The sequence below is a fragment of the Bacillus sp. GZB genome, assembly GCF_001975995.1.
Classification (GTDB): domain Bacteria; phylum Bacillota; class Bacilli; order Bacillales; family Bacillaceae; genus Bacillus; species Bacillus velezensis.
In genome coordinates this window covers 781,715-807,641 of the sequence record NZ_MTQG01000017.1, presented here as the reverse complement: position 1 = coordinate 807,641, position 25,927 = coordinate 781,715, and the positions used below count along the sequence as shown (strand labels likewise).

Sequence of the window (25,927 nt, the reverse complement as noted above, 5' to 3'; positions counted from 1 at the left end):
AAATCTCTCCTATTCTGTTTTTGAATACAAAAAAGCAGCCGGATTAACCAGCTGCTTGATCGTCTTTTTCTGTTTTCTGATCGTTGTCGTTTTCAATTACATGGAGCCGGTCAGTGATGACGGCCGGAATTTTAACGCCGATCTGTGCCAAGTTTTCCGTGATGGACAGGCCCTCATTTGCGATATAAAAAAGAACGGTTCCAAAGGTCAGAACACCGTTCAAATTTGTTATCGTGTCAATAATGTTGGCGACGATGACCACCATAAAACTGAGCATCTTCCGCACATATCCAAACCACGCGCTGCGGCTCCGGAGCTGCTTCATTTTCCACGCTTTGATAATGCCGGTAATAACATCCAAGATGCTGAGGATCAGAAGCAAGTCAAGGTATTTCACCTCCCCGAAAAGATATGTTCTTGCGATCTGTAAGCTTTCAACATTCAACATCACTTGTATTCCCTCCATTGTCAATCACCTCCTTCGAGGCAAAATAAAAACACCTCTAGGGTGTTTATTAGCTCCCTGTCCCGCCCACATCCACACTGATTGGCTGTTCTGTAGCGGGATAGGTTAAACCAGTGATTTGTTTATATTGCTCTTCAGTAATTCTGTTCAATTCAACAAAACGGGCGACATTCGCGTTTGTATAATAATTCCGGCCCCAGCCATAAATGGTCTTGATATTTGTAAACCAATCCATTATGCTTTTCCTCCCTCTGCCAACATAAGAAGCAAGTCAGCCAATATTCTTGACTGTTCCTCGGCTGCGCTTTGAGCTTCTGCCAACTGCTCCATAATGACAGCATTCTGCTGTTTTAAAATATCAACAGCCGTTGGTCCTTGAACATTTTTTGCGTGCTCTAATATAGAATTCTTTTCCTCTCGTGTAGCCGATTCTATCCATATCTGTTTGCTAGGATCGAATTTCGCCTTAAAAAATGAAGGTGGTTGAATTAGCGTGCAATTTTCAGGAATAATATAATTTCCTTGCTCATCTACTTCGCTAATAATAGAAGGTCCGATAAAAATAAAATCTTCTCCATACTTGTATGCTTGAATCATGTTGCAGTTCCTCCAGTTTGTAGCGGCACAGATACATCTATATAAAAACCATCTAATCTATTTGAATCAAGTGGCGTTGGATATTTAATCTTTAAGTCACCATCATCGTATACAATCAAATTTGCCGTTCCCCCTGTTCCGCTTAGAGCAACCGAAACGACAGCCCCTCCTATCGGCGTGTACTCAACTGGTATTGACCCAAAAATAATTTCTGCATCTACCCTTACGTGACCTCGTAATAACAACAAAGAACCCGATTTTGCATATATTGGCGTGCGTGTCCCCACGGTAGCACCGTTTTTCAGCGTAATATTTTGCCACACAGGATTTTCAAAATCATTATTTGTAATGAGCCGTTTCCATCCTTTAAAAACACCGTTAGTATGAACCGTAGCATGCCATAAAGTGTTATCATAGCTACGCCAAGCTATGATAGACTTTCTTCCGGAATCGCCTTCGATAACATCATAGTTAAACCATGAGCTATCATTCACAACAGGATTGTTTTTAACTGATGTGCCATTCGCATAATAATAACCTGAACTTAACGCTAGAACGTCTGTCTCATTTACTAATTGTGTTCGTTTTCCGTCATCCTTTGTCAACTTCGTCATCTGGCCGCCATTCCACTTGTCTTTTTCAGTTTTTGTTACGTGAATGTCCGTTTTATCGGCATGAACATCGACTTTTGACTGCGCCCCTTCCACTGACTCAAACTCACGCCATGACGTCCAAGAATCCGAGCCTGAGATTTTATTACGCATAAACTTTCGGCGGCCTGACGACGTTGAGTCGCTGCTGCTATAGGACGTATATTCCTGATATGCATACGTTCCGTAGTTGTGGACGAATAGATACCCGTTATTATTCACGGGCGCATTTAATGCTGTCGTGACACTGCTCATATAGTATAAGCCTGTATCCGTTACAGTATTGAAATCAGCACCGCTTAGATACTTCGCCAGCCCATTATCTTCCGTTAATTTAAAGAGCTGTCCTGCATTCCATTTATCCTTTTCAACTTTTGATGTATGTCTTTCTCCGTTGTTATCGTGTTGTCGAAAAGCATAGTAATCAGCCTGTTTGATATTATCGACTTTATCAAGTCCAACTTGTGCCGCAGTAACCTGGTGCGGATTTGAAGTGTCAGAGGTGTGTTTGTCAAAATCCTCTTTCTTTGCTTGTACGTCATTTGTTACGGCAGATAGCCCTATCTGCGCTTTTGTTACTCCATGTGGGTTACTTTTATCCTTTGAATGCTTATCAAGATTCACCTGAACAGCGTCAGCCTTTTCTTGCGAGCCCTTTTTCGTTTCAACAGCTTCGAGATCGGCAAATTTCTCCCGTAATTCCTCAACGGTTTGACTGATTTCTTCAACAGTTTGGTTTACCCCGTCTCTCAGCGTTTCAAAGTCGTCAATGTAGTAGTCAGCTGTCGGAACGATGTTCTGATCTTCTAACGTTTTAGCGATAGAAAAGGTGAAAAATGAAGTTACCAGGGATTGTCCGTTTGTATAATATAGTTTGATTTCGGCCTTAACGGTTCCGTAATGCGTCAGTTCCTCATCAGACAAAATGTATTCAGCTGTACCATTAACTTTGTCTATAAGCGTAAGACTCTTTTTATAAAATGATCCGTCAGCATATAGCAGAACGATTTTTGCATCCAATGCTGACAAAGGCAACGGTACGCCATCCTTCACAAAAGAAAAGGACAGCTTGGCGCTGCCCGTATCTTGCGTCATAAATTGTATGTTAGTGGTTCGGCCGTTTGACCGTCCGGCATTAATATCGAATGACACGCTCCCCGTTTTATACATCTTTGATTCCTCCCTTAATGCTGCGGCGTAACTAGCATCTGCGCTACCCCGTAACCTTTTTTCACATCGAACGGAATTTTGATTTTCATAACAGTTCCGTATCCGGCGCTTTCCGCCTTTGTTGCAACACCATTGATGGCAGAAACACTATCGCCGACTGTTACTGTTTCGTCGATCCTAACGAAGACTTGACCGATCAAACCGATTACATGCCACTCGTCCCTTTCCTCTCTTGGTTTGTATTCCGCTTCAGGCTTATAATTCGGATTTACAACAGGGATCTGAAGAATCTCATTTCCATCATTCACCTCACGATAAACCAGTCCGCCAAATTCATCGCGAAGATAACGATCATTCCAATAAAACGATGCTCCACCGAGCACAACGCCGGCTGTTTTTGAAACAACGCCAAGAATCTTGTCCCCTACATGAGCTTTACGAATCTTATCGCCTTCTAACGCAACAAGATAAGATGCCTCAATCTTTGAGCCGTCGGCAGATTCAAAATACTCCGCTAAGTCCTTTAAATTAGACACACTTTCAATAGCGCCTGTAGCTCGAACAGTCCCATTTTTAGCATTAAGTTCAATCTTTTTATTCGCTTCTGATGCGCTGCCATCACCGTGCCCCATCGCAAGGGAATAAGATTTACTATTCTTTGTAGCCTTTGAAAACATAACGCCGGAAGAAGCTCCGTCTCCGGTCGTATGCGAATCGTACGAAAACATTACACCATTTCGTGATCCTTCTGTAGATGCTCCACCTGCGTTACCAGCAATCAGATTTCGTTCACCCTTTGCAATTGTTGATCCGGTATTTGCAATGATAGCACTGTACTTCGTAAGTGGATGCCCGGAAGATGTTGCTGCGCGGAAACCGCCTTTGACGTTATTAGGAACGACAGAGTGCTTTTGGTCACCTAATACTGCCGCGTTTCTATAGCCATAAGCCCTTACTGCAAGGATGTTCGTTTGAGTATTCGGCGATGTAATGCCAGCTATACCATTCGAGCCATGCAGTAAACCATTAACTAAATTTACATTGTATACGCCGCCTCCTATTCCGATCCCGTTAGGTGCTGATTCATGGCTTACAAAATCGGAAATGAAGACATCATCTGTTCGTTGATCGCCGCCAACAATCCGAATGTCATATTCAGCAGTATTAAATCCAGTTACTTGAAGATTGGTAACGTTTATCTTTCGACTTTTATATTGAAATGCAATAACTGAATCTCCTTTATAGTTGTATGTCGGATCCCCAATCGCTGTAAAACCAATGATTTTCACTCTCTGATATGCCGAAACAACTAGCGCCTTTGGAGCTAGTCCTTCATAAAGCGAATTGAACCTTGGTTCTCTTGACGTGCAGTCTACTAACGTCACATCACGTGCAGTCTCACTCCACGGATCCGTCGCTAAATGGTGCCCAATGTGTCGCAAATCAAATGATCGGACGTCCCGAAAGGATTCATGACCTCGAATATGGACGTTACAAGGTGCCGGCCATTCTGCATGAGCCTTAACTTCTACCCCGCGGACGTTACCTTCAGTATAGTTATCAATCACCCATATATGCTTAGAACCATCATCTACTTCAATACCGTTTGAATTGGCCCCGCCTTTACGATGTGCCTTCCCGGTAGGGTTTGTCATAACATTATGTGTAATGAAAACGTATTCGCTGTAGTGTGTGGTAATGCCATCGTCACCATAACCAGAGCCAACACAGCGGTCAATCCAAATATACTTACTGCCAGTTGCGGTATAATTTTCAGCAGTTATATCATATGTCGGTGCAGTTATATCGAAGCAATGCAACCCCGGATTAATACCCTCAACTTCACGGATGATACCGAACTTGACTTGCGCAAATGTCAAGCAGCTTGAATGTATCCCGCCAGTCGCTCCTACACCGCCTTGACGTTCCGGATTCCAATCAAGAGACATACCTTCAACAACGATATTCCGGTTCCCTAACGTATGATCAGCATTTGTAACAACCCACTCGCTGGCGGGTGTATCTTCATGGAGCTTAAGTGTAGTGACACCCATACCTTGACCAATCATATATGTCCAAGATGGAAGTTTGACTCCTTTAACAACATATGTGCCGGCTGATAGCATGAGGCGAACCTTACCAGTACCAATTGCCCTTTTAAACGCTTCTGAACTATCGGTTTCTCCGGTTGGATCAGCACCGAAGTCATCTACATTGACGGTTCGTTTAATCTTTTGGAGAAGCTTGTTATACTCTTTATCTAGCCGCTCCTTGAGCAATGGAGTTATATTTCCTTCAGCATCAACCCGTGCATCCACAACTTCTTTTACATTTGTTCCATCAGCATTTAAAATCAGGTTGCGCATCCGGTTATATAGACCATCGATATATGAGCGTAAAGAAAAGCCGCCATGGTCAATTTGCTCCGACGAGTGGGCTTTATTGCTCTTTTTATGGCTGTTTATCTCGTTTTCAAGACTATTCAATCCGTTTTCAACGGTCTCAGCATCTGCTTTTTGTTCAGCAATATACCTTGCGTTTCTAGTGGTGTCATAATCCTTGATTAACTTGAATCCCAATGTGTCACTCTCCTTTCAAGACAAAATAAAAAACACTCTTAAAAAGAGCGCTTCTAAATCATCATTCTCAGTTTTTGTACATAACGCTTTTGATCTTTTAATCGCTTTTCTTGCTCCATCCGGATATCCTGAATATCTTTACGGAAATTAGCAAAGTTCAATGTTGGCTTTGCATATGGATTTAAGGGCTTATATTGAATGGAAAGCAGCCGGACATCGTCTTCATAGGTTACGCCATAAACTGTATCAGCCAACACATGAAGTGTGTCTCCTTTCCAAAAATCATCTTGTATGTCAAGAAGCTTTGGCTCATAGATGTATTCATAATCCACTTCGATCTCCATTTTCGGGTAAGGATTCACGTATTTTTTAAGCGCCTCCATCATGCTGGACTCTTTTTTATAGCGCTCGTCGCGCAGTGGCTCAGCCCACCGCGGCATGCCATCAAGCAGGAACTTATTTTCGTCAGGGTGCTTGTAAAGGACCGGCTCAAAGACGTACTCCGTTTTTTTGCTGTCGGTGCTGCTGTTTTCCTTTATTGCTCCGTATCCCCGTGCTCGGGTAGAGCAGCCGTCTGTCGATGTTTTAATTTTAATGCCGGGCATATTATAACGAGAGTCGAGAGTGTGATTGATACGCTTTCCCATCTTTTTATAAACGTATATCTTGTAATTATCCACATCAAGCTCTAAGCCGTAGTCTTCCACAATTTCGCTTATCAGCTCATTCGCGAACTTATCACCAAAATTCTCCTGCTCCACACTTTTAAATTCACTTTCCTTGTCTTTGAAAATGTAAGAGAATTTCGTCCCCTTCAATGTGAAATCAAGCATTTTTCGTACAGTCAGTGTGCCGCTGATCGTCGCTTCTACATAATGGTTATTCAAAACAGCAACGAAAACATGGCTTGCAGAAACTTTCTTGCTGAGTGTTTTTTCCTGATCAACCTCAACCATCGTAATAAAGTATTTTTGATGGTTGAATTTTTTTTCGTCCAAATAAAGGATATTGTCATTTATGAGCAAATCATATTCAATGCCATTATCAGCAGTCCGAGTGATCGTAAACTCAATATCTTTTTTTCCGGTGGTGTCATCTAATAGATCCGGATCGGCACCAATGACTTCGACCACTTGATTTCCGTCTTGGCTGGAAACATGCAGTTGAGGGAAATAAACGTCTTTCGGCAAATTTTGATTCAGCGTAATGTCTTTACCATCATATTCTTTACTTGGTATGTCTGGCTCAGGATCTGGTGTACTCGGATTACTCGGTTCGTCTGGTACTCCCTCGGTTGTATCATATTTCGTTAATTTATAGGTGAAAATGAGGCTGTTCAATTTTGTTGCGTAATTTGGGTCGGTAGCATACCCGGCTTTGACGAGAGCCGCAGTTGCTTTCTGATAGTCTGTTTCCCCGACGACAGCTTTATAATGGTTTTTGTCCCAGCTAAGGCCATTTAAGTACAGGTTCGCCAAGTCTTGTATAGATTCTTTCCATGAAGGGTATTTCCTGAATTTAGCCGGAACTTGTACATTTTCTCCGTTGATAACTTCCCATGTCTGCATAATGACATATTGGCCGTTGTATTCGCCCTTCATACCGAAAAGATTATGCCCTTTTGTCGCCAATTCACTTGTGCCCCAAGCGCTTTCTAAGCATCCTTGCGCAATGATCAGTGATGCGAGAATACAGTGCTTTTTATATATTTGCTGGGCGTCGCCGGCAATCTCTTTAATAAAATCTGTATTCGCCATATATACCGCCTGCCTTACAAGTAGTAAAACCGTGTGTCAAATTCTATGACAAAATCATCGGCATTTTGAATTTCAAACTCATTCCAGCCAATTTCGAGATTCGGCAGACGTCCAGATGTTTTTATCGGTTTATTATTGAGCAGCGCGTATTGCTTTAAAAATGATACCTGCTGTGACTTCTTCAACTCTTTTTCAATCGTTAATTTCTCGCCATTAGTATGATTGATTAGCGTTACATTCTTCCCCTTGGCGTTCAATAGGACGTTATACGCGTGATCTAATGGATTGATTTGGACGTCTCCGGAATTAAAGACAGAGAAACGTTTCTGATTCTTAAAATAATAGGCCAGGTTGTCATCTGATTGCAGGTTCATACCGATGTTCCAGTTCTCTCCTGACTGAGTCTGCGCTGTTTTGGTTGAATGTTTAGATTCTGCCATTCCGGTAATATTGGTAAACTCGACCGAAAAAACAGTATGTGTTTTCTCCTTTTCTTTGGGGATGCTGAAATTCCCATCACACGTGACAAGGAAACGGCGATTCGGCCATAAGTCAGTAGAAATATAATAGGCAAATGGCTTTACCAATAAAGCATAGAGCTGATGCCTAAGCATGTAAAAATTACTGTGAATTTTCGAATTCAAATATATTTCTACAGTGACTTTTCTTGATGAGTAGGTCACATCACGTGGATGCTGTGCTGAGATAACACCATGACGCCGCGGGATCATAATTGTTTCCCGATTGATAGCCGGCGCCTCCGCCAAAAAACTCAACACTTCAAATTGAGGGAGCAAGCTGTCAAGGCTCTGCTCCCCCAATCCGTTATCAAAATCCAAATATAGTTTTACCAAGCCGGCTTACCCCCGTTTCTATATTGTTTTCTTCTATATCGGTCAGCACTCGTTTGGTCTACTCGAGCACCGTCAATATAGGTATTGTTATCTTTTAAGACCAGTTGTTGCAGTAGCTGAATGTTCTGCTGGAGAGCGTCGATCTGCTGCCCCATCATACTGATTTGCCTCTCTTGATTCTCCACGACCCGAGTCATATCAATATTGAGGCTTTTATCATTTTCAGGCTGTGCCGCGGATACTTTTTGAAGCAATAGCAATGCCTTTGAGATCATCCCTTCTTGCAGTGAAGGCAGTACGCCAAGCTCACGTCCAACCCGCGCCCACAATCCGATATTCCTTTCGCGGTATGCAGGATCTTTCGTAATGGTGGTTTCATCGTATCCTCTTTCGTTGAGGACAGCGAGCTTGGAGCCGCCGCGCCCCGGAGAAGTACCGCCCTTTGCATACCCCACATACGGGCCGCCGCGCGCCATTGATTTCAAGCCGGGATGATTTGATATATCTCCATATCGCCCTTTGATGTAATTAATGGCCGCCAGAATGTTGTCCACCGGATTAAGTATGTTGTTATGACCCGGAAATGCGTTAGAAGAAAACGTACTCGGAATGGTCTGCATTAACCCCCTTGACGGATTTCCTGCTCTTGCATTGGAATCTGTAAGGTTAATGGCATTCGGATTACCTCCTGACTCTTTCATGGCAACCGTGATTAAGCCGGGAATCCATGAAAACGGGACACCAGCGATGCCGACGGCTTCCGTTACCCATTTTTGCACCTGAGCAGACCCTGTTGCGCCTTTGTAGGCATCGGCCGTAAAAAATCCCACATCCGGCAAGACCCCTTTTAAGAATTGAAGGGCACCGCTTTTTAGCGTTTTGAGAATACCAGTCCCTAATCCATCTATACCGGTTCCTGTTTTAAACGGGATCATGCCTTTGAAAATGCTGCTGATTATCTTTTGCGGTCCTTTGATAATCATATCCATAACGTCAGAGGCGACGTCCTTCGTTTTGCCAATGACATTCTTGCCGACAGAGACAGCGCCTTTCACCAGCTTTTTCGACCCCTCAAACGCATTTTTGAAGAAGTTTCCAACCCCATTTGCATAACCGGGAAGCCCTGTGGCGGCTGCTTCTTTCGACTGAGCGTGCGGAAGAACAGACGTACCACGCGGAAGATCCCACACTTGCGGGCCGCCCATTCCGACAATGTAAGTGCCGATACCGGGCGTGTGAGCAAGCTCCCATCCTTCTTCGCCGACTAATGCCCGGCCGCCTGGGTGGAAGTCTGTTCCTTTGGCATAGGCTAAGCCTGGTGCAATTTGCATTGTGGAAGACTGGCGACTATCGTACCCTGCTGGTTTCCATTCTGGAATTGTAGGCGCATGAACAAATTTTAAAAATGCATTTATCCCATCAGTAATGGCATTTACTTTGGTTGCCAAATCAACTTTGAATAGATCCCATTTCCCGAGCACTTCTCCTGTTTCCCAATCAACCTGATCAATATGCCCTTCAGCTTGCTTCTTCGCTTCCTTTACGACACCTTTGTGAGTTTTCTCTGCTTCATTAATTGTCTTTTTGGCCTGACTCCTTGCGTTTTTAACGGTTTTATCGTGCTCTTTTTGAGAAATTGATCCTTTTACATAACGCTGCTCATCAGCGGCATCAATAACAGCATCACGTTGTTTCTCAGCTGCTTTAATTGTTTTCTCTTTTGCCTTGTTACTGTCTTTTATAACAGCAGCCGCTTGTTTAGCAGAAAGATTAGACGTCTCTTCTTTTAGCTTTTTAGATATCTTTATCTGCTCAGCCTTGCTTCGTGAAAGTGCAGTCTCCATTTCAGCAAGCATTTCGCCTTGAATTTTAGCTATTTCTTTATTTTCTTTGTCTGTAGTTTCCCGATTTTCACGGGCAGCAGTTCTATAAATTTCATCCACTCTGTCAACATACTTTTGGATCTTTTTTTGTTTTTTCTTGTTATAGGCATCGATTTTGCCAATGATTTTATTTTCTTCTTTGTCAGACATTTCGTTATTAGATGCATAAAATTCTTTCAGCACTTTAGTTGCATTGTTAGCGCTGGTTTTGTATCCGTTTTTCAAAGAATCTCCCATGTCTTTAAAGCGCTTTGACATGTCATCTGCAATATCGTTCGTGATAGTAGTATTGGTCGCTTTCAGGGTGTTCAGCTTAGCAGTAACCTCTATGTTCATGTCTTCATAGGCGTTTACAGCTTTTGCTGTGGATTTTGATACACCGTCTCCAAATTCAATTGTTGCCGGGAGCACTCGTTTCTTTAAATTGTCGTAATACTTAAACCCGGCATCACCTAAAAGAGTCACCCCCGTAATAAGCGCACCGACTGGTCCGCCTAACAATCCGAGTCCGCCACGTAAAAGACCGACAACGGCAGTGCCTTTTTTGAGTATGTTAAAGAGACCGAAACCGCTTTTAGCAAGTTGCATAAATCCGCCCGCCCCTTTTACGGCATTTAATCCGGTTTTGATAATTCCGGCACCGAACTTTAACAGTTCAGGAGCAAAAGTAAGAACGAGTCCGGCAATTGTTCCGATTGGACCGCCGAAAAGAGTTAGACCAGTACCGGCCACACGGGAAGCGCCGCCAAGTCCGCGCATCGCTTTCGAGCTTCTATTTGTCGATTGCTCCAGCCGGCCCACTCGCGTCACTGCCACGGCGTTTGTTTGGTTGAGCCTTTCCATTCGGGTGGCTGCTACCGTTGCCGCAGTGGAAGTTGTCGCAATACCAGCTGCCGCTGTTCGGGATGCAACACCTGCCGCAACAGCTTCAGTCGTATAAACGCCGAGACTTGCAGATGCCCGATTGACGTTACCGGTTAAATATCCTCCGGCCGTGCGGAGCATATTCCAACCTGCGGCGATCCTCGGTAAAGCTCCAAGTACCAGCAGAAAAGCCCCGCCCAAAAGAGAAAATACCGTAACTGCTCCACCTGTAATAGCGATGGTGCTCGCCACAGAGTGTGGTAAAGAATCAAACCATGTTACTAATGAAGTCAGGCCGTCAGTAGCAGCTCTGATGATCGGTATAAACTGGTTTCCCATGGTGATGACGGCGTTGTTTGTTGCAGATTTCAGATATTCTACAGATCCGGCCAGGTTGTCCATCTGCGTGTCAGCCACTTTTTCAGCAATACCGCCGCTGTTTTCTATTTCCTTTGTGAATTCTTCCAGCTTATCTTTACCTGCATGCATGAGCGTGATAAATCCAGATATAGCATGTTGTCCGGCCAGCTGTTTAGCGATCCGGATCTGTTCTGTTTCAGTATAATTTTTTGTTTTCTCTGTGATCTGCCCCATGATGTCGGCCAGCGGGCGCATCTTTCCGGTAGAGTCTGTCACTTTTAAACCTAATTCTTCAATAGCCGAAGCCGCAGGTTTAGGCGGAGCCGCTAAACGAGTAAGCGTCGATCGAAGTGCTGTACCTGCCATGTCTGCCTTTATTCCGCTGTTTGCCAGAATACCGGTTGCCGCGGCCAACTCTTCCATACTGAGACCTGCTGTTTTAGCAGCCGGAGCCGCATATTTCATCGTTTGACCAATCTCCTGCAAAGTGGCATTGGAGTTCGTGAACGTATACGTCATTGCATCGGCAACACGGTTCGTGTCCTCTGCCTTAATATGAAATTCGGTTAAGATGTCAGAAACGATATCAGCCGTTACGCCGAGGTCAGTTTGTCCGGCGGCTGCCGTCGCAAGCAAGCCGGGCATAGCGCCGATAATTTGATTCGTCTTATATCCGGCCATCGCTAAATACTGCATGCCTTCGGCTACTTGTCCATCCGTATACTGTGTGACGGCGCCAAGATGACGGGCTGTTTCTGTTAATGATGCCAATTGATCGTTCGTTGCGTTCGCCAAGGCGGCGACACGGCTCATATCTTTCTCGAAGCTCGCTGCGGCCTTAACGGTTGCACCAATCCCAAGCGCTCCGGCGGCACCAATCCCCGCTAACGCCTTTCCTGTGGCTGTTGCGGATTTATAAACAGCGTTCAGCTCTTCTGATACATTCTTTGAATCCTTTTTAAAAACAGAAAAAACGCCTGCAGCCCGACTGCTGCTGTCTGACATGGTTTGAAACTCTTTGCCGACTTCATTCAGCTCTTTTCCGAGATTCTCATGGACCGCAATAGCATCATTCAAACGCCGCGCTTGAATCTGTGTCTCTCGGTTGTCTTTTCCTTTCTGCCTGACCAGTTCTTCATACCGTTGACGGTGTTCTTGGACTAATCTGCCTTGTATCTTATACTTATTGCTTAAGCCCTCCATCTGTGATTGCAAGAGCTTTGATTGGTTGCCAGCATTTTTATAAATGCTCCCGGCTGCCTTCATTTCTGAATTTGCCAGGCGCATCTGCCTTTTTAAGCCTTCAATACCCCGGTTAAACCCTGTATCATCAAGACCGACCTTAACGACCATATTTCCTATAGGTTGAGCCATATGTATCCACCCCGCTTTCCTGGCAAAGATTCAACAAAAAAGACAGGCTATAAGCCCGTCTAAAAGAAGACATCTTCAAATTTCACTTCTTCTGGTTTATTGGTTTCTGTCAATATCTCTAAATAGTGATATATGTCCATCTCGTCAATTGCGTTCATACTCCACCCTTGTTGCAGGAGAGTGGCGTAAATTTCATTTATTTGCTCGATTCCGCGCTCGTAGGTGTATTCTTCTCCGTCTGTTCCGGCAAAAAATCCTGATCAGCAGCCTCAATTTCTTTATAGCCGGCAACTTCCGAGAGAATGCGGCTCACTTCTTTCGCCACTTCAAAAGATTCCAGCCCCTCAAATAATTGATCATAAGTAAATTGATTGCGGAATATCCCAACAATAAATTGCAGCTGTTTTTCGAGGATTTTGATGCTTTTCTCCAAATTATCCGCTGTTTTTTCCGCTTCTGCATTTAATCGTAATGCTTCAAGAAGTGTTTTTGTATTGGTCCGGGGTGCAATAAATGTTTTAAATTTCTTTTCATCTTCGAACCATAGTTTAATAGAAATATGTTTTTGAGCCATGTTGACTCCTCCTTTTCATGCGAATACAAAGGGAAGCTCTTAAGCTTCCCTAATCCCTAAGTTAAGCACCTAGATCTGTACTTGTTTTTTGATCGGCAGTGGATGATGTATAGGCACTGCCATACACTTTTTCATAAAACTTATCTAAATCGAAATTAGGAGCATCTTCATCCGCGATCACTTTATATACATCATCTTGGTCTCTTTCAAGAAATTCAGCTGACAACTTAGAAGTTTGAAAGTCCACTTTTTCTTTTTTTGTATTCCAGTCGTCATCAGGCAGCGTAAACCGACCTTGGACTAAGCCGACATATCGTCTTTTTCCATTAGCTTTCACACCAAAGAAAGTCATAGCAATCCAAGGCGGAGTAACATTCTTCTTAAATAAATACAGTCCGTCTGTGGTTTCCTCTATCCCAAACAAATTGACAAGGTGTTCTGGCGGAACATCTCTCATCTCTAAGTCTAATTTCGTTGAACCAGTTGAAACAGCAAGGTCAACTACCTTGTTATCAGCATACTGCTTTTCTGTAGATGAATCAGTTGCCATCTTTGCATTTATCGCATGTGGATAGTCGACAATCTTGCTGGCAACCCACAAGCCGTTTTCTTTTTTTAATGGTGCGTATTGAACGCCTTCTAATCCCACCATTGAGCTGTATTCAGGCATCATAAACCCTCCGATTATAGTAAAATGTTTGCCTCAAACCGATAACCTTTCCGAATGAGGCGCTCTGATTGTAGAAATTCATTGATAAGAACTGTCGTTTGAAAATCCAGTTTTCCCATAACATCCAAGATAGCCGCCATAATTGGATCACAAGACTGGTTGTGATACACATCAATTTGATACAAAGTACTATCTTTAATTGGATGCCCGTCTGCCCATTCAGTCGTTCTGTACTCTAATTCTTGAACCACAATGTAAGGTGGTTGGCTTTCCAAACCTTCTGGCACGGCCAGTTCATAGATGTTTTCAGGGCCAGTCAGCATTAAAAGCGCTGGATCTTTTTCCAGCGCTTCAAATACTTTATTTTTTAGTTGTGATGATCTTTCTACTAGATTCACAGTTTAAAGCCTGCCTTTATGACTTTTTCCATTGCATCAAGCATCTTGCCATTCGCCTTTACCATACTCCGGTGAATAAATGGATTGGCAGCCTGATGGAGCGTACCGAATTCTGGCAAGTGAACACGGAATTTTGTATCTTTTGTAGGGCCTACAACTGCGTATATCTCTCCGTCTTCGTCCCGCCTGATACGGCTGCCGACTATAATATCATCGTCAATGTGCGGATGACTTCCGCCAATGGAAGAGCGCGGAGCTTCCTCATTAATTTCCGCTGCCAAAACAGCCCCTCCGGCTTTTACTGCTGCTTTATGAATCTTTTCATCCTTACGGGCCAGTTCTGCGAAAGTGGACTCCAATTCTCTAAAACCTTTCAATTCCAGTTCGAAATTCATTTAACTCACCACGTTTGCCTTGATCGTAATAAAATGGCGACGCGAATAGTTCGGCAAGATAGCATCAATTTCGTATGTTTTTCCCTGAAAAACGATTCGCATATGCTCATTGATATCTTCACGGTGCCGGATTGTAAATTGAACTGTTTTTTCTTTTTGTATGGCCGCTGCAGCATAATATTCCCGGCCCTTTAAACCCTCCGCCTTTGCCCAGCATTCAATAACTGTTTCCCACTTATCATTTCCCTCAACAGGCAGACGGCCGCCGGGCTTCTTTTTTTGAAATTGAATGCGGTAACGCATATCATTCAGCATCTGACGCCCTCCCCGGCAATGTATATTTCAGCTGATTGATTAACGAGGTCAGCACACCGTCTAAATTAGATGTTGTACCAGCTATTTCCCTGTTCTCATACCAATGTGCCACAAAAGCATTTACGCACATGGCGGCCCGGGCTGATTGATTGGGAAAAGCAAGGCCCGTTGCCGAAGTGATGTATTCTTTTGCGGAGGCAATGAACGTGAGAATTAAATCGTCCTCCAGGTCACCATCAACCCGGAGGAATTTTTTCGCTTTTTCTAATTCTATTTTTTCAGCTTCTGTCATCTGGCATCACCTGCCTTTCATTCTGCAGGAGTGGTAGATTTCAGTTCATCAATTTGTTTTTGCATTCCATCAAGCACAGCCTTCACTTCACTGTTCAGATGATCCATCATGACGCTGCCTGTTCCAATGTTATTGCTGCGAACTGATTTGTCAGCAAGCATTTCATGTACAATGCTGCCCTCATCAATAACTGCTGGATCACCTTTTTCGCCTTTAGGACCTTGCTCGCCTGTTTCACCTTTCGGACCAGCAGGACCAGGTTCCCCCTGCGGTCCTTGTTCACCCGGATCCCCTTTAAGCCCCTTTACAAAGAGTGGGTTTTCTTCGCTATTGTCAGCAACAGAAATATCCGTAATAGGCGCTCCTTCCCCGTTGTCTCTTGCTGACGTTAGCACACCGTTACTTTCGTTTAGAATGTTGTTTAGTTTTGCCATCTTTTAATCAATCCTTTCAGTATTAGTTTCCAAGATCAGCAGATTGTTCAGGTGTTTCCACTTTTGCATCCTCACCAACAACAAGATCAGTTACAATGATTGCAGCTTCTGGATCCACTACTTTTCCGTCGAACCGCTCAATACCGCGGAAATATGTCTGATCCGTAAGAAAGGCATCTCCGCCAACATCTGTAGATTTGATTTCAAATTTTTGACGATCAAACATGAAATAGCCGCGTTTAAAGTCGCCGAAAAGAATGTGTGTTTTCTGTGTTTTATCATCCGTCAGGACTTCATCATAGATTTCAACCGGACGCCCAAATAGCAAGAAATTATCCTCATTTCTTGGATCCTCCGCTAAAATGCCGCGGCCGTTTTTGTCTTCGATATTTGCTAGCGTTTCAAATGCTTCAGTATTCATCACCCAAACAGCGTTACGTCGATAACCGCGCTTAATTTGGTTTTTCACTTTTCTTAAAAACTTAATCGTAATGAGTGACGGTGCTTTAATAGACTTGAATTTGCCGCTGCTAATGATACCTTCAACGTTTTTCTCTCCGCCGTCTCCATAAAAAATTTCATCATTCTCTGTTACAACGGCTGATTCAGACAGCCAGTCCACGATCTCTTGAACAAAATTTACAAATGAATCATTTAACAACTCACTGGAAACAGGCATGATTCCGGCGAATTTCTTGACGTTATACCAAATTTGATCAAATTCCATATTCTTCAGTTCTTTAATCTGTTCTTTCTCCGCTGTGTTATAAAGTTTTCCGGCAACGCCTTTACGAACCGTATAATTTCCGGATGGCGCAGTTTTCGGAACAACACGGATCAGATTACGAACAGAGTTTAGTTCCTGGATAGATTTCAAAATTTCTTTTGAAATATCATCCGGCACTGTATAGCCGCCATCTTTATCGCTGCCTGCAGATAATGAACGGTTTTCTTTCAAAACGCGTTCCATCATGTTTCGTTCTTCTGTTTCAAGATCATGGCTGCGGCCGGTTAGCACCTTCAACCACGCTTCCCGGTATTCTTTCGTCGCTGTTAAGATATTACGATCTTCCGTCTCTTTCTTTGGTTCACTTTTGATTTCTGCAGCAAAGTTACGTTCCTCACCAATCTCCGGAAGTTCTAAACTGCGGCCCTCTGTCATTAATTCAATTTGACTCTGCAGCTCTTTTGCTTCTTCAAGCATGCTGCGAGCTTCTTCAGGCTTTCCATCCTCCAAAAGATTTGAAGCCTCTTGTTTCTTTTGTGTGAATTTTTGTCTTAATTCACGTTCCTTTTTTGTCATTGCTACTGGCATTCGGGTATCCTCCTTAGATTTGAACATAAAAAATAGACCTATAACGTTAGGTCTAAAAGTTCCAATTCCATTTTTAGTTTTTCTATTGGCGCATCGCGCATTTCTTTAATCTGTTCGACTTTTTCTAGACTGCGTTCACCGATCACAGCCTCCGTATCGTTATAAGCAGGTGTTGTTACAAGTGATATGTCAAAAATACGCTCGATGTTATTGATTCGACGTTCATATACATCTTCTTCATCATTATGACGCCATTCATCCGGCTCATTCTTGTTATAATTCAATGAAAAGGCGAAGGAACACTGATTAATGACTCCGCTTCTGATATTCTCCATTAAATCTTTAGCATACGTCGTATCTGTGGGGGTAAAACGGAATTTTAGACCAATAGCATCTGTCTCTAATTCAAGCCGCCCAGCATCGCCAGAAACGGTGTTTCTCGCTAACGGATAATCCTGGCGGTGATTAAAAAGCGCTACTACGTTTGAAAGGTCCGTGGAAGCTAATGCATCCCGGCTGATGATTTCTTTAAACCATCCACCTAAACGCTCAGACCATTTTTCAAATTTTAAGGCGTAACCCTCAATAAAATCTCTTTTCTCTTCTCCTTCACCAGCAGAACGCAACTCAATCTTCGTTGTTAGGTGGCGAACTTCCTTGCTCATGTATGTCCTCACCTCCCTTAACGGAACCTGATTTGTTCATTTGATACTCCTCCAATGAATCAAGGAATGTATAGTTAAGCGATACAAGGTGCCTATCACCGTGTTCAATTGCGTTTTTCTCTTCAAAAGCACGAATTTCATTTATATTTAATGCACTGATCCGTTCCATAATTTCATAATACTCCGCCCTAGATTTCGCATCACCGCGCAGCTCGCTGTTTACGTTGAATTTGATATAGAACCCATCTTTAATCTCTTCATCAGTAAAGAGTTTCGTAATAATTTCCTGTTCAAAAGAAACCAGCCACGGCTGCAGCGTGTTTTTTACGTATTCAATCGATTGGTGTTCAATATTATTGAATGTTGCCCGGTCCAGCTCATTGATTTTATGCAATGGAACTTTAAAAATAGATGCGATTTGTGCCTTATTAAATTTCATAGACTCCACAAACTGAGCTTCTTGCAACGGCATAGATATTGATTCATAAGAAAGACCGGCATCTATAATTGCAATGTTCCGCCCGGCATTTACCTTTTCCCATTCATCTCTCGCCCGCTGTTTTGCATCTTCGTCTATTAAAGTCGGAACTTTTAAGATTCCCCGTGGTGTCGCATCATTTTTATATAATTTCGCATTAAATTTTGTGGCAGCCGATTGCGCGCCAATATGCTCCCTTATAACTCCGATAGGACTCTTACCGTTGATCCCGTCTTCTGTCATACCCTTGAAATGCAGGATCTCATCTGCATACAATTCAACACTTTTTGAATTAATGACAGTTTCATACCACAGCATACCTGTGTTTGGGTTTACATAGGCTTGCGTATTGGCGGGGTTTAATGGCAATAGAGCTGTTATAAAGCCATTCCGATCTGTTTTTATATAAGAATAGGCATTCCCCCACGTACAAGCATGAGTCATCATGAGCTTTTTCCAAGTAAAAGCCGTCATGTATTGATTCGGCTTTAGATAAAGCAATTGGGCAACAGGATGATCCATACTGCTTATAATATTTCCTTGCTTTTTTTTGAATGTATGGACGGCAAGCTTCGCAATGTCATCAGACAAAACATTTATACACGAAAAAACATCCGGATGGATGAGTGCCGTTGATTCACTGACACGTTCACCGCTAGCTGTTTTTGAGCCGCCGAACATATCTATAATCCAATCAGGAGGATTTGCGAGGCCCCAAGGCTCTTCATCATTTGATCTCTTAGAAAACAGCCCTTCCAAAAACAATTAATCACCTCCTTTTCTTACTGAGCAGCAGTGCATAAAATATAAAAAAGACACCTGTCAAAACAAGACCGATGTCTGTGTGCAAACGATATGCAGCTGCCAATATAAAAGCAGCACCTATGATAAAAAGAAAATCATTTAAAAAAAGCATCATGGCTGTCAGTATTTTCTTCACTTCTACACCACCTTTAGAAAGAAAATGAAGCTGACTTGATATATGCGTTTAAATCAACCTCATTATTGATTTGAGAAGCCCGTACATACGCATTCACAAGCGCGGCTGCCGGGTCAATCCGTTGGGTTGATTTTGATTTATCCAGCATGATGTTCTCTTGAGCATCCACTTTTGTTACAGCGTTCCCCATTGCCCAAGTTAGAAGATCATTTTTCGGGTGTATGATTTTTTTGGACTTGACCTTTGCTCTGAAATCTTTTGTCGGCTCTGAGAGAGTTGCCACCCCTTGGCGGATTTCAACCATTACATATCCGTCTGCCTCCATTTGCTGAGCGAACTGAGTAGCGTTATATGGATCGTATCCAATTTCCTTGATACGCCAGCCATGTTCCTTCTCCATTTTCTTAATATACGCTCTGATATAATCGTAATCGACGACAGCACCATCTGTTGTTGTTAACCAGTTCTTTTTCTCCCATACATCGTAAGGGACCTTATCCGTGTTCATCCGCTCATGGAATGTATCCTCTGGCATAAAGCCGTGACTATCAACCGCAAAACTGCCGTCATCTAACGGGAAGATGAAAGATGCGGCGGTTAAATCAATCGTTTTTGACAAGTCAATGCCGACATAACATTCTCGGTTCTTAAGCTCAGGAAATTCATCCGAACCGCAATCAGCCCAAGCTTGCATATCCATATAACCATTCTCGCGCATATTAACCCAAATGTTCATATTCTTTGTCATGAAATTTCTCATTTTCTCCGGCACAGCAAGCGCTACTTCCAATTCTCCACGTAAATAATTCAGCCCATGTTCGTTAGCTGCCACAATAGGGTTTGCTTTTATCCAATTGCGCTCATCTTTAATGTCATCGTCTTTATCTAATTCATTAATCATCACAAAATACTTTTCATTTTGCTCAACTTTATTGGGATCCAGTATACGTGAAACGTAATCGTATTCCACACGATAGGCGGGATTATTTAGCTCAAACCCTGCTGTCGTAATAATCATCATTAACGGTTGAGCACGAGCAGCCATACCAGAAGCGAGTACATCGTAAATCTCTGAAGTTTTATGGGCGTGATATTCATCGATGATGCCGCATTGCGGGTTGAACCCGTCCCCCGTTTTACCTGCATCTTTCGAAAGCGCCTCTATTTTTGACTGTGTTTTGGGATGTTCAATCTTACCGTAAGCAATTCGGTATTTCTTCTCCGGCTTATTCAAAAGGTCACTTTGCATAATCTGCGCTTTAATTTCGTTCCAACAGATTTTCGCCTGTTCCGTTTTTGTTGCACCTATGTAAACCTCGGACATGTATTCGTCGTTAGCCATTGCCTCATAGGATCCAACACATGCCAGGCTTTGTGTTTTTGTGTTTTTACGGCCAACCTGCCAATACACTTTTTTAAATCGTCGATAACCGTTATCCTTATGCACCCACCCGTACACATTGCCGAAAATAAATATTTGAATAGGCTCCGGCACAATATTTTCACCTTGCAACGGCCCTTTCGTATGCTTGAATTGTGTCATCCAGTAAAGAAATCGACGCGCTTTCTCATCATCAAAGACGTACGGAAACTCTCTGGTACCTTCCCGGCTGATATCATTTAAAAAGCGCTGACAAGCCCATACGTGTTTTTCACACGCGACAATCTCACCCGATATAACGTCGCGTGAGTAATCAATAAGAAATTGTTTTATTGTCTTCATACATTACCAAACTCCTTTTCCGCAGCCGTCTTTTCTCGTTCCTCCTGTGTGCGGGTAATAGCGAGTTTTGCCCGGGCAGATGGCGTAAGGCCGAAATCATTCGCAGCTGATTTCATTTGATCATAGTAATTCTTTTGCCGCTTCAATAACGGATGCTCTTCACCAATCAACTGAATAGGATTTCCATCCTCATCATGTCCCTCGGTATGCACCATGATCCCATCTTTTTCAATGATTTCTGAAATCGAAATATACTGAGAGTATGCATTACAATAGGCGGCCAACATGCTGATATCTGCTTCAGTGATAATCTCCACCTCAGATAACAAAGCAGCAACCCTTTTAAATTCTTTTTTCGCCACTTTATTTAACCAAGGTGGCGCTTTAATATTGTCGGAACGCATTTTTATCTTTTTTTCGTGCTCAGCACGGGCAGCCAGCTCATCCGTATTCTTTTTGTTTGGATTACCTTGGATTAATTGAAGCGTTGCAGATTTAGCAGGTCTCGGCATGTTTTCACCTCATTTCTTTTCAAAAAAGTACGTTTTTTGCTTGTTTTTTCACCAATCGTGATACGATGAAATCAATCATAAAACCAGTCGTATCAAGCCCTCTCGGCAAATTTGCCGAGGGGGCTTTTTGCTGTTTTCGGAACTTTGAAAAGCGGTGTTTGTTTACAGAAGGGGGATCGCCGTTCTCCGTTCGTTTCCCTTCCAGAGATTTGTTAGGGGGGGATGGTCACTTGCCTTTACTGCCATGAGCCTTGTTATGACAGGCATTACACAAGCTTTCAAGGTTCTTTATATCCAATCGTTTCGACCAATCTTGCTTTACTTCCACTATATGATGCACCATGTCAGCCGGAGTAAAGCAGTGTGCTTTCAAACAATGCTGACAGAGATAATTGTCTCGTATCAAAGCAAGTTGTCTTGTTCGTTTCCATTCAATTGATTTATAAAAACTTGTTATTGTTTTGTTTCTTGAATGTTTGTTGTAATGTTTTGTTTCTTCTTGTTGTTGTGTCTTGTGTGCATCACAGTACCTATCCCGAGTAAGGGCATGGCAACCACGGGCGGCACATTCCTTTAGGGGCTTGAGAGGCATGAACTTACATCCTTATTCCTTTGTTTCGGTGTGAATGCCAAAAAGAATTGAAGTTCATATACATTGATTCCCTCAATACCCCTTCATTCTGTCCCGCCATATCTATGCCCTTACATGTCTGCGTCCCTTTTTCTATGCTCTCTCCATACTGTGCTATGAATCCCATCATGCAACCTCCTTACATTCCCTCTAAACCGACACCGTACTCAAGCCGTTAGCCGCCAATTGTCTCCTTGAGATTTACCGGAATCAGTTTACAGGGAATATAAAAAAGCACCCAAGCAGGGTGCCTATTGTTTTACCTTATTTTCAAAATCATTTATACGAGTCATGAAGTAATCCAGATTCCTATCAAAATAGTGATAGTTAATCAACATTATCATTATTAACAATCCATTAATTGCCGAGAGAATTAAAGTCTTATCGTTAATATAACTAGTGTCAATGTATAACACCATTACTATGATGGTTATGAAAGAAAGAATTAGACTTGCAAGCAATCCCCTTCTTGCATGGAGTTGCCCTAATCTATAACTATATATATCTTTAATTTTTGCCCCTATTTCTCCTTCTTCGATAATTCTTTTGTCTATCTTGAATTCTTTTCTAAAGTAACGGCGCCATCTTTTATTTTTTTTAGTATACTGGAGAAGTACAAACCCAAAAAACAAACTCACTTGATGGATAAGATGACCTAAGATTATTCCAAAAGCAGCAGCGAATGCCACAAAACCAACAAGCGGAAAATCTTCCGAGTTCAATTTCTGAAAGAACTGATCTGGATGATTAATTGCATAGAATGCTGTTACAAAAATCATATATACCCATCCCGGCATACCCCATCTAACTAAATATTTCGATTCGAAATTCATGTCCATCGCTCCTCCCACTTTATTATCGGTTAAGGAGCATTAGAAAGGAACCATTCGCAAAATTTGTCGAACGAAAGTCCTTTATAAATAGGTGGCAACCGTAAGACGAAAAAGCATCATTTTATTATAGTTGCAATTAACGTTTCTTTTTATAAGCCGTAATATCTTTTCTTAAGAAAAGACGATCTCTATTCGTTGTTTTGATTGGTTTCAATGTCCCATGATCAACTAGCTGTTTAAGGTTTTGACGAGTGCACCCGATGATTTCAATCGCTTCCGAGGTGGTTATGACTTCTTTATCAAAGAACTCTCTCAATTCTTCGACATCACTAAATACAAACTTATCCATCCTTTGAATTCCTCCATTTCATAATTACGTTTATAATCGTCAGCGTGAGCCAGATAACTGCTAGCACTATTGATATTATGTCCAGTACAGTCAGGTTGTTATAGTCCATACGAGCGAATTGTAAGCAGAACAAGACGAAAAATAACAGTGTTGTTGAGTCTAATATTTTTTTCATTATCTCCGAGCATGGAATTTTAACGGTTTTGTTTAAGACCCATTAAGATGTTATAATACAAGGAGGGGAAGTAATTCCCCTCATGGGTTATTTGCGACGTTTCTTCTTGGCGGGAGAACGTCGTTTTTTGTTTTTATCACCCTTTAGGTCTTTGATGTTCTTGATCAGTGTCGTAATCCCAACGAGAATTCCGACTAACCAAGCTGTATCCCTAAGGATGAATTCAACGATTTCCATGCTCGTTAACACCTCCTTTCGATACTTTAATTATAACACTTATATTTACCACCGTCAATATAAAATGATAAATAATTAAAATTTTTTCACAGTTAAAACAAAAAACACCCCGAAGGGTGTCGTGGTTTAAATTATTTAAATATATCGAAACTTGTTACACTTTTTAAGTTGATCAAAACAACTTTATGTTCAAGATTGATTATTAGTTGGTCTTTTTTTAGTTTATCAAGCAAATCTTCTTCTTCTTGGGCTTTGATTGAATACTCAGATGATGTACCATCTATAAAATTAAAGCGAACATCAAATTTCATCTTGTACCACCTTCCATCTTATTTTCGGTTAAGGAGTATTACAAAGAAACAATTGTAAAAATTGTCGAACGAAACATTAAAGGTCAGATGAAGCAACGAAATCTCGTAGTTCAGTTCTTCTATTTCTAATCGCTAAAGAAGTATGCTGAATAGCAGTAATAACTAAAGTTCTATGATCAATTCCTTTTACGTTGAATCTTTTAAGTGAGCTACTTGATATCTTATGAAACTTACCTTCTTCATCCCAGAAATCTAGTTGCTTCACCTCAACACCAAACATATTCATAACACTTTTTGCAACAGGAGAATTTCTCAAGTCTCCATCTCCGCCTTTTCCTGGAGCTTTAAGTAAAATTTCATGCATTCCGCTCTCATCTGCATTCCAAGCCTCTATCCAAGGTCTATTTAGGCGATCTTCTGAAAAAATTGTTGCATAATCATACAGGAATCTTCTAGTACCGGGAATTTTCACCCATAAAGTACTCACTCTATATCTTTCAAATGCTTGTCTAAACGTATCCTCATTAATTTCCCTATCCGTATCTAAATAGTTAAATTCTGAATTATAGACTTCTTGAAAGGCAGCCTCCATAATTAACCCAATTCTTGTCATTGTTGTTTCTTTCTTTAGGTTGTCAGCGGGATAATCACGATTTTGCACTAGAAATCTTTTTTCACGTAAATCAAATGCCATAATCGTATTAATACATGGCTCTATATCTGGTGCATATGAGTTATTTTCTTCATCTAATGCATTAACAATTGGATCATGTTCTTCACTGAAACAAAGAGTAATAACATGGTTTTCTTCATCAATTTCATTGGTTATAGTATAATAATAATCTCTTTCCCCATACTTCCTTCCGTAATTCTTTAAAAACTCATACAACTCAGCTGTTTTTTCCGTCAAATCATTAGCGTAAGTCAATTGATAGACCCTAAACTCCATAAAAAAACCACCTTTTTCTAAAGATGGTTAAATTATATTATATTTTTTTACTTTTTACGACATTTTCCACTTATTTTTTTTAGAATGTTATAACTTCTTCTGCGTCGATCCATGTTTCAATTCCACTTTCTAATAACACTTGAACTTCTGTCCCGTGCCTTCCTGACACAATTCCTTTAATAACTCCAACTTGTCCATTTAAATGATCGCTGCTTGTAGAAGAAATTTCAACATTATCATTAACCGCCATTTTATCTCCCCCATTTGTAACTATTTCAAATTTATTCATACTCATTTTAACCTCACCTTCCAATTTATTCAATGGCTTATACTGTAGTATTGTGTCAATTTTTTCTTTATATTATGTTGTAAAAACTCATACTAAACAGAATAGGCTGTATTCTGCTCTATTTTTCATTTTTAAACGAGATCGCTCAATATTTTTCTGCACAGTTCCTTTTTTGATCTCCAATAACTGTGCGATCTCTTCGAATGACATGTGTTTAACAGCATGCATCATGAATATGTCTTTTTCTCTTTCTGTGAGGACGGATAGGGCATCAGCGATTCTTTCCTTATCCCAATCACTTACCTCTCCCTCAGCTTCTTGAACGATTGCGTATTCTTCCGATAGCGCATCAATTAAGCGCGGATCAGCAAGAATCGTCCTTTGATATGCGTCTCTTCTGTCAGCACCTCGGCGGGCGCCGGGCTGTCTTCCGTTCTGAAGCCATTCAAGAGTGAATTCAATATCACTGATCATACTGCCAATTATCTTCTTATCGTTCTTTTGTTCAGCTGTCATTTCAACTCCCGGTGTTTCCGAGAATGACCGGTACATCTTTCTTGCTTCTTTTAACGCTCTTTTATATTCAATGATTAAATCTTGCACTTTTCATCATTCCTTTAAGTCAAAATGAATATGTATCGTTCCAATTATTACTTTTTTGTTCAGCAATATATTGGCGTCTAGATACCTCTGAAACTTTTAAGTTGAAAGTTTTGACCAAGAAGGATTTCAACTCATTATAGAGTTCTTCTCTGCCGCAAAAGATATTTACAAGCTTTCCGTGTTTATAAGCGAATCCGTATTTCATCCTAAACTCCCCTTCTTCTTTCTGTGTTTAAATGGTCCGCTCTTGCCTCGTCTGAGTATTTGCTTGTTTAGGCCTTCATC

The 25,927-nt window shown here is 41.7% G+C and carries 30 protein-coding genes; all 30 read right to left on the bottom strand.

Annotated features, from left to right (window positions below; genetic code table 11):
• Positions 1-43 precede the first annotated feature (43 nt).
• The 30 genes from BXO87_RS15060 to BXO87_RS14915 all read right to left on the bottom strand — a co-directional run bounded on the left by BXO87_RS15060 (position 44) and on the right by BXO87_RS14915 (position 25,847).
• The gene (locus BXO87_RS15060; protein ID WP_038458874.1) at positions 44-466 is read right to left on the bottom strand and encodes a phage holin family protein; all 423 of its coding nucleotides are present in this window, start codon (positions 464-466) and stop codon (positions 44-46) included.
• A gap of 49 nt (positions 467-515) precedes the next feature.
• A complete protein-coding gene (locus BXO87_RS15055) occupies positions 516-701 on the bottom strand; it encodes an XkdX family protein (RefSeq protein WP_032863638.1) in 186 nt (61 codons plus the stop codon).
• Complete coding sequence (locus BXO87_RS15050) at positions 701-1,063, bottom strand: hypothetical protein (protein ID WP_025852565.1); 363 nt, start codon at positions 1,061-1,063, stop codon at positions 701-703. Before BXO87_RS15050 ends, BXO87_RS15055 begins: the two co-directional genes overlap by 1 nt.
• Complete coding sequence (locus tag BXO87_RS15045; protein WP_038458878.1) at positions 1,060-2,883, bottom strand: BppU family phage baseplate upper protein; 1,824 nt, start codon at positions 2,881-2,883, stop codon at positions 1,060-1,062. Before BXO87_RS15045 ends, BXO87_RS15050 begins: the two co-directional genes overlap by 4 nt.
• Positions 2,884-2,897: 14 nt before the next feature.
• Complete coding sequence (locus BXO87_RS15040; protein WP_038458880.1) at positions 2,898-5,462, bottom strand: peptidase G2 autoproteolytic cleavage domain-containing protein; 2,565 nt, start codon at positions 5,460-5,462, stop codon at positions 2,898-2,900.
• 53 nt (positions 5,463-5,515) lie between these two features.
• Positions 5,516-7,219: a phage tail spike protein gene (locus tag BXO87_RS15035; RefSeq protein WP_038458882.1), complete on the bottom strand. Its 1,704-nt coding sequence runs from the start codon at positions 7,217-7,219 to the stop codon at positions 5,516-5,518.
• A 14-nt stretch (positions 7,220-7,233) separates the two neighbouring features.
• Complete coding sequence (locus BXO87_RS15030) at positions 7,234-8,073, bottom strand: phage tail family protein (RefSeq protein WP_038458884.1); 840 nt, start codon at positions 8,071-8,073, stop codon at positions 7,234-7,236.
• Entirely contained in the window at positions 8,067-12,554 is a 4,488-nt protein-coding gene (locus BXO87_RS15025) for a phage tail tape measure protein (protein WP_038458886.1), read from the bottom strand. Before BXO87_RS15025 ends, BXO87_RS15030 begins: the two co-directional genes overlap by 7 nt.
• A gap of 196 nt (positions 12,555-12,750) precedes the next feature.
• Positions 12,751-13,128: a phage tail assembly chaperone G gene (gene gpG, locus BXO87_RS15020; protein ID WP_014418189.1), complete on the bottom strand. Its 378-nt coding sequence runs from the start codon at positions 13,126-13,128 to the stop codon at positions 12,751-12,753.
• A gap of 61 nt (positions 13,129-13,189) precedes the next feature.
• The gene (locus tag BXO87_RS15015) at positions 13,190-13,798 is read right to left on the bottom strand and encodes a major tail protein (RefSeq protein ID WP_014418190.1); all 609 of its coding nucleotides are present in this window, start codon (positions 13,796-13,798) and stop codon (positions 13,190-13,192) included.
• Positions 13,799-13,812: 14 nt separating this feature from the next.
• On the bottom strand, positions 13,813-14,196 hold the full coding sequence (gene gp17 / locus BXO87_RS15010; RefSeq protein WP_014418191.1) for a tail completion protein gp17: 384 nt from the start codon (positions 14,194-14,196) through the stop codon (positions 13,813-13,815).
• Positions 14,193-14,591: an HK97-gp10 family putative phage morphogenesis protein gene (locus tag BXO87_RS15005; protein WP_038458888.1), complete on the bottom strand. Its 399-nt coding sequence runs from the start codon at positions 14,589-14,591 to the stop codon at positions 14,193-14,195. The genes gp17 and BXO87_RS15005 overlap by 4 nt, the downstream gene beginning before the upstream one ends.
• Positions 14,592-14,906 carry a phage head closure protein gene (locus tag BXO87_RS15000; protein WP_038458890.1) on the bottom strand — a complete coding sequence of 105 codons (315 nt, stop codon included), beginning with the start codon at positions 14,904-14,906 and terminating at the stop codon, positions 14,592-14,594. It lies immediately after the preceding gene.
• Positions 14,896-15,198 (bottom strand): head-tail connector protein, encoded by a 303-nt coding sequence (locus tag BXO87_RS14995; RefSeq protein WP_038458892.1) that lies wholly within the window; start codon positions 15,196-15,198, stop codon positions 14,896-14,898. The genes BXO87_RS15000 and BXO87_RS14995 overlap by 11 nt, the downstream gene beginning before the upstream one ends.
• Positions 15,199-15,215: 17 nt before the next feature.
• Positions 15,216-15,632, bottom strand: coding sequence for a collagen-like triple helix repeat-containing protein (locus BXO87_RS14990; protein WP_038458894.1), 417 nt, complete (start codon positions 15,630-15,632; stop codon positions 15,216-15,218).
• Positions 15,633-15,654: 22 nt separating this feature from the next.
• Entirely contained in the window at positions 15,655-16,947 is a 1,293-nt protein-coding gene (locus BXO87_RS14985; RefSeq protein WP_038458896.1) for a phage major capsid protein, read from the bottom strand.
• Positions 16,948-16,985: 38 nt separating this feature from the next.
• Positions 16,986-17,612, bottom strand: coding sequence for an HK97 family phage prohead protease (locus tag BXO87_RS14980; RefSeq protein WP_014418197.1), 627 nt, complete (start codon positions 17,610-17,612; stop codon positions 16,986-16,988).
• Positions 17,575-18,855 carry a phage portal protein gene (locus BXO87_RS14975; protein ID WP_014418198.1) on the bottom strand — a complete coding sequence of 427 codons (1,281 nt, stop codon included), beginning with the start codon at positions 18,853-18,855 and terminating at the stop codon, positions 17,575-17,577. Before BXO87_RS14975 ends, BXO87_RS14980 begins: the two co-directional genes overlap by 38 nt.
• Before the next feature lie 4 nt (positions 18,856-18,859).
• Positions 18,860-19,030 carry a hypothetical protein gene (locus BXO87_RS20855; RefSeq protein ID WP_014418199.1) on the bottom strand — a complete coding sequence of 57 codons (171 nt, stop codon included), beginning with the start codon at positions 19,028-19,030 and terminating at the stop codon, positions 18,860-18,862.
• A gap of 13 nt (positions 19,031-19,043) precedes the next feature.
• Positions 19,044-20,753 carry a terminase large subunit gene (locus tag BXO87_RS14970; RefSeq protein WP_038458898.1) on the bottom strand — a complete coding sequence of 570 codons (1,710 nt, stop codon included), beginning with the start codon at positions 20,751-20,753 and terminating at the stop codon, positions 19,044-19,046.
• A complete protein-coding gene (locus BXO87_RS14965; RefSeq protein ID WP_038458900.1) occupies positions 20,750-21,265 on the bottom strand; it encodes a phage terminase small subunit P27 family in 516 nt (171 codons plus the stop codon). Before BXO87_RS14965 ends, BXO87_RS14970 begins: the two co-directional genes overlap by 4 nt.
• Positions 21,266-21,491: 226 nt before the next feature.
• A complete protein-coding gene (locus BXO87_RS14955; protein ID WP_038458902.1) occupies positions 21,492-21,857 on the bottom strand; it encodes an HNH endonuclease in 366 nt (121 codons plus the stop codon).
• Between the two features lie 290 nt (positions 21,858-22,147).
• Positions 22,148-22,729, bottom strand: a complete 582-nt coding sequence (locus BXO87_RS14950; protein ID WP_038464012.1) for a BA5345 family protein — start codon at positions 22,727-22,729, stop codon at positions 22,148-22,150.
• A gap of 136 nt (positions 22,730-22,865) precedes the next feature.
• Positions 22,866-23,078 (bottom strand): helix-turn-helix domain-containing protein, encoded by a 213-nt coding sequence (locus BXO87_RS14945; RefSeq protein WP_038458906.1) that lies wholly within the window; start codon positions 23,076-23,078, stop codon positions 22,866-22,868.
• Positions 23,079-23,340: 262 nt separating this feature from the next.
• A complete protein-coding gene (locus tag BXO87_RS20850; RefSeq protein WP_162839616.1) occupies positions 23,341-23,490 on the bottom strand; it encodes a hypothetical protein in 150 nt (49 codons plus the stop codon).
• A 131-nt stretch (positions 23,491-23,621) separates the two neighbouring features.
• Complete coding sequence (locus BXO87_RS14935) at positions 23,622-23,801, bottom strand: hypothetical protein (protein ID WP_038458908.1); 180 nt, start codon at positions 23,799-23,801, stop codon at positions 23,622-23,624.
• Positions 23,802-23,877: 76 nt separating this feature from the next.
• Positions 23,878-24,750 carry a hypothetical protein gene (locus BXO87_RS14930; protein WP_038458910.1) on the bottom strand — a complete coding sequence of 291 codons (873 nt, stop codon included), beginning with the start codon at positions 24,748-24,750 and terminating at the stop codon, positions 23,878-23,880.
• Between the two features lie 79 nt (positions 24,751-24,829).
• Positions 24,830-25,045: a hypothetical protein gene (locus BXO87_RS14925; RefSeq protein WP_038458912.1), complete on the bottom strand. Its 216-nt coding sequence runs from the start codon at positions 25,043-25,045 to the stop codon at positions 24,830-24,832.
• Positions 25,046-25,126: 81 nt separating this feature from the next.
• Entirely contained in the window at positions 25,127-25,642 is a 516-nt protein-coding gene (locus tag BXO87_RS14920; protein WP_038458914.1) for a sigma-70 family RNA polymerase sigma factor, read from the bottom strand.
• A 19-nt stretch (positions 25,643-25,661) separates the two neighbouring features.
• Positions 25,662-25,847: a hypothetical protein gene (locus BXO87_RS14915; RefSeq protein WP_025852602.1), complete on the bottom strand. Its 186-nt coding sequence runs from the start codon at positions 25,845-25,847 to the stop codon at positions 25,662-25,664.
• Positions 25,848-25,927: the final 80 nt, after the last annotated feature.

Coding starts and splice junctions, on each gene's coding strand:
- BXO87_RS14985 (WP_038458896.1), bottom strand. CDS start 16,947: ATGCCAGTAGCAATGACAAAAAAGGAACGTGAATTAAGACAAAAATTC.
- BXO87_RS15045 (WP_038458878.1), bottom strand. CDS start 2,883: ATGTATAAAACGGGGAGCGTGTCATTCGATATTAATGCCGGACGGTCA.
- BXO87_RS15055 (WP_032863638.1), bottom strand. CDS start 701: ATGGATTGGTTTACAAATATCAAGACCATTTATGGCTGGGGCCGGAAT.
- BXO87_RS15005 (WP_038458888.1), bottom strand. CDS start 14,591: ATGAATTTCGAACTGGAATTGAAAGGTTTTAGAGAATTGGAGTCCACT.
- BXO87_RS15060 (WP_038458874.1), bottom strand. CDS start 466: ATGGAGGGAATACAAGTGATGTTGAATGTTGAAAGCTTACAGATCGCA.
- BXO87_RS15050 (WP_025852565.1), bottom strand. CDS start 1,063: ATGATTCAAGCATACAAGTATGGAGAAGATTTTATTTTTATCGGACCT.
- BXO87_RS14935 (WP_038458908.1), bottom strand. CDS start 23,801: ATGAAATTTGATGTTCGCTTTAATTTTATAGATGGTACATCATCTGAG.
- BXO87_RS14995 (WP_038458892.1), bottom strand. CDS start 15,198: ATGACAGAAGCTGAAAAAATAGAATTAGAAAAAGCGAAAAAATTCCTC.
- BXO87_RS14965 (WP_038458900.1), bottom strand. CDS start 21,265: ATGCCGAGACCTGCTAAATCTGCAACGCTTCAATTAATCCAAGGTAAT.
- BXO87_RS15000 (WP_038458890.1), bottom strand. CDS start 14,906: ATGCTGAATGATATGCGTTACCGCATTCAATTTCAAAAAAAGAAGCCC.
- BXO87_RS15015 (WP_014418190.1), bottom strand. CDS start 13,798: ATGCCTGAATACAGCTCAATGGTGGGATTAGAAGGCGTTCAATACGCA.
- BXO87_RS14990 (WP_038458894.1), bottom strand. CDS start 15,632: ATGGCAAAACTAAACAACATTCTAAACGAAAGTAACGGTGTGCTAACG.
- BXO87_RS15035 (WP_038458882.1), bottom strand. CDS start 7,219: ATGGCGAATACAGATTTTATTAAAGAGATTGCCGGCGACGCCCAGCAA.
- gpG (WP_014418189.1), bottom strand. CDS start 13,128: ATGGCTCAAAAACATATTTCTATTAAACTATGGTTCGAAGATGAAAAG.
- BXO87_RS14945 (WP_038458906.1), bottom strand. CDS start 23,078: ATGGATAAGTTTGTATTTAGTGATGTCGAAGAATTGAGAGAGTTCTTT.
- BXO87_RS14930 (WP_038458910.1), bottom strand. CDS start 24,750: ATGGAGTTTAGGGTCTATCAATTGACTTACGCTAATGATTTGACGGAA.
- BXO87_RS14955 (WP_038458902.1), bottom strand. CDS start 21,857: ATGCCTCTCAAGCCCCTAAAGGAATGTGCCGCCCGTGGTTGCCATGCC.
- BXO87_RS14915 (WP_025852602.1), bottom strand. CDS start 25,847: ATGAAATACGGATTCGCTTATAAACACGGAAAGCTTGTAAATATCTTT.
- BXO87_RS20850 (WP_162839616.1), bottom strand. CDS start 23,490: ATGGAAATCGTTGAATTCATCCTTAGGGATACAGCTTGGTTAGTCGGA.
- BXO87_RS15025 (WP_038458886.1), bottom strand. CDS start 12,554: ATGGCTCAACCTATAGGAAATATGGTCGTTAAGGTCGGTCTTGATGAT.
- BXO87_RS14950 (WP_038464012.1), bottom strand. CDS start 22,729: ATGAATTTCGAATCGAAATATTTAGTTAGATGGGGTATGCCGGGATGG.
- BXO87_RS14925 (WP_038458912.1), bottom strand. CDS start 25,045: ATGAGTATGAATAAATTTGAAATAGTTACAAATGGGGGAGATAAAATG.
- BXO87_RS14980 (WP_014418197.1), bottom strand. CDS start 17,612: ATGAGCAAGGAAGTTCGCCACCTAACAACGAAGATTGAGTTGCGTTCT.
- BXO87_RS14970 (WP_038458898.1), bottom strand. CDS start 20,753: ATGAAGACAATAAAACAATTTCTTATTGATTACTCACGCGACGTTATA.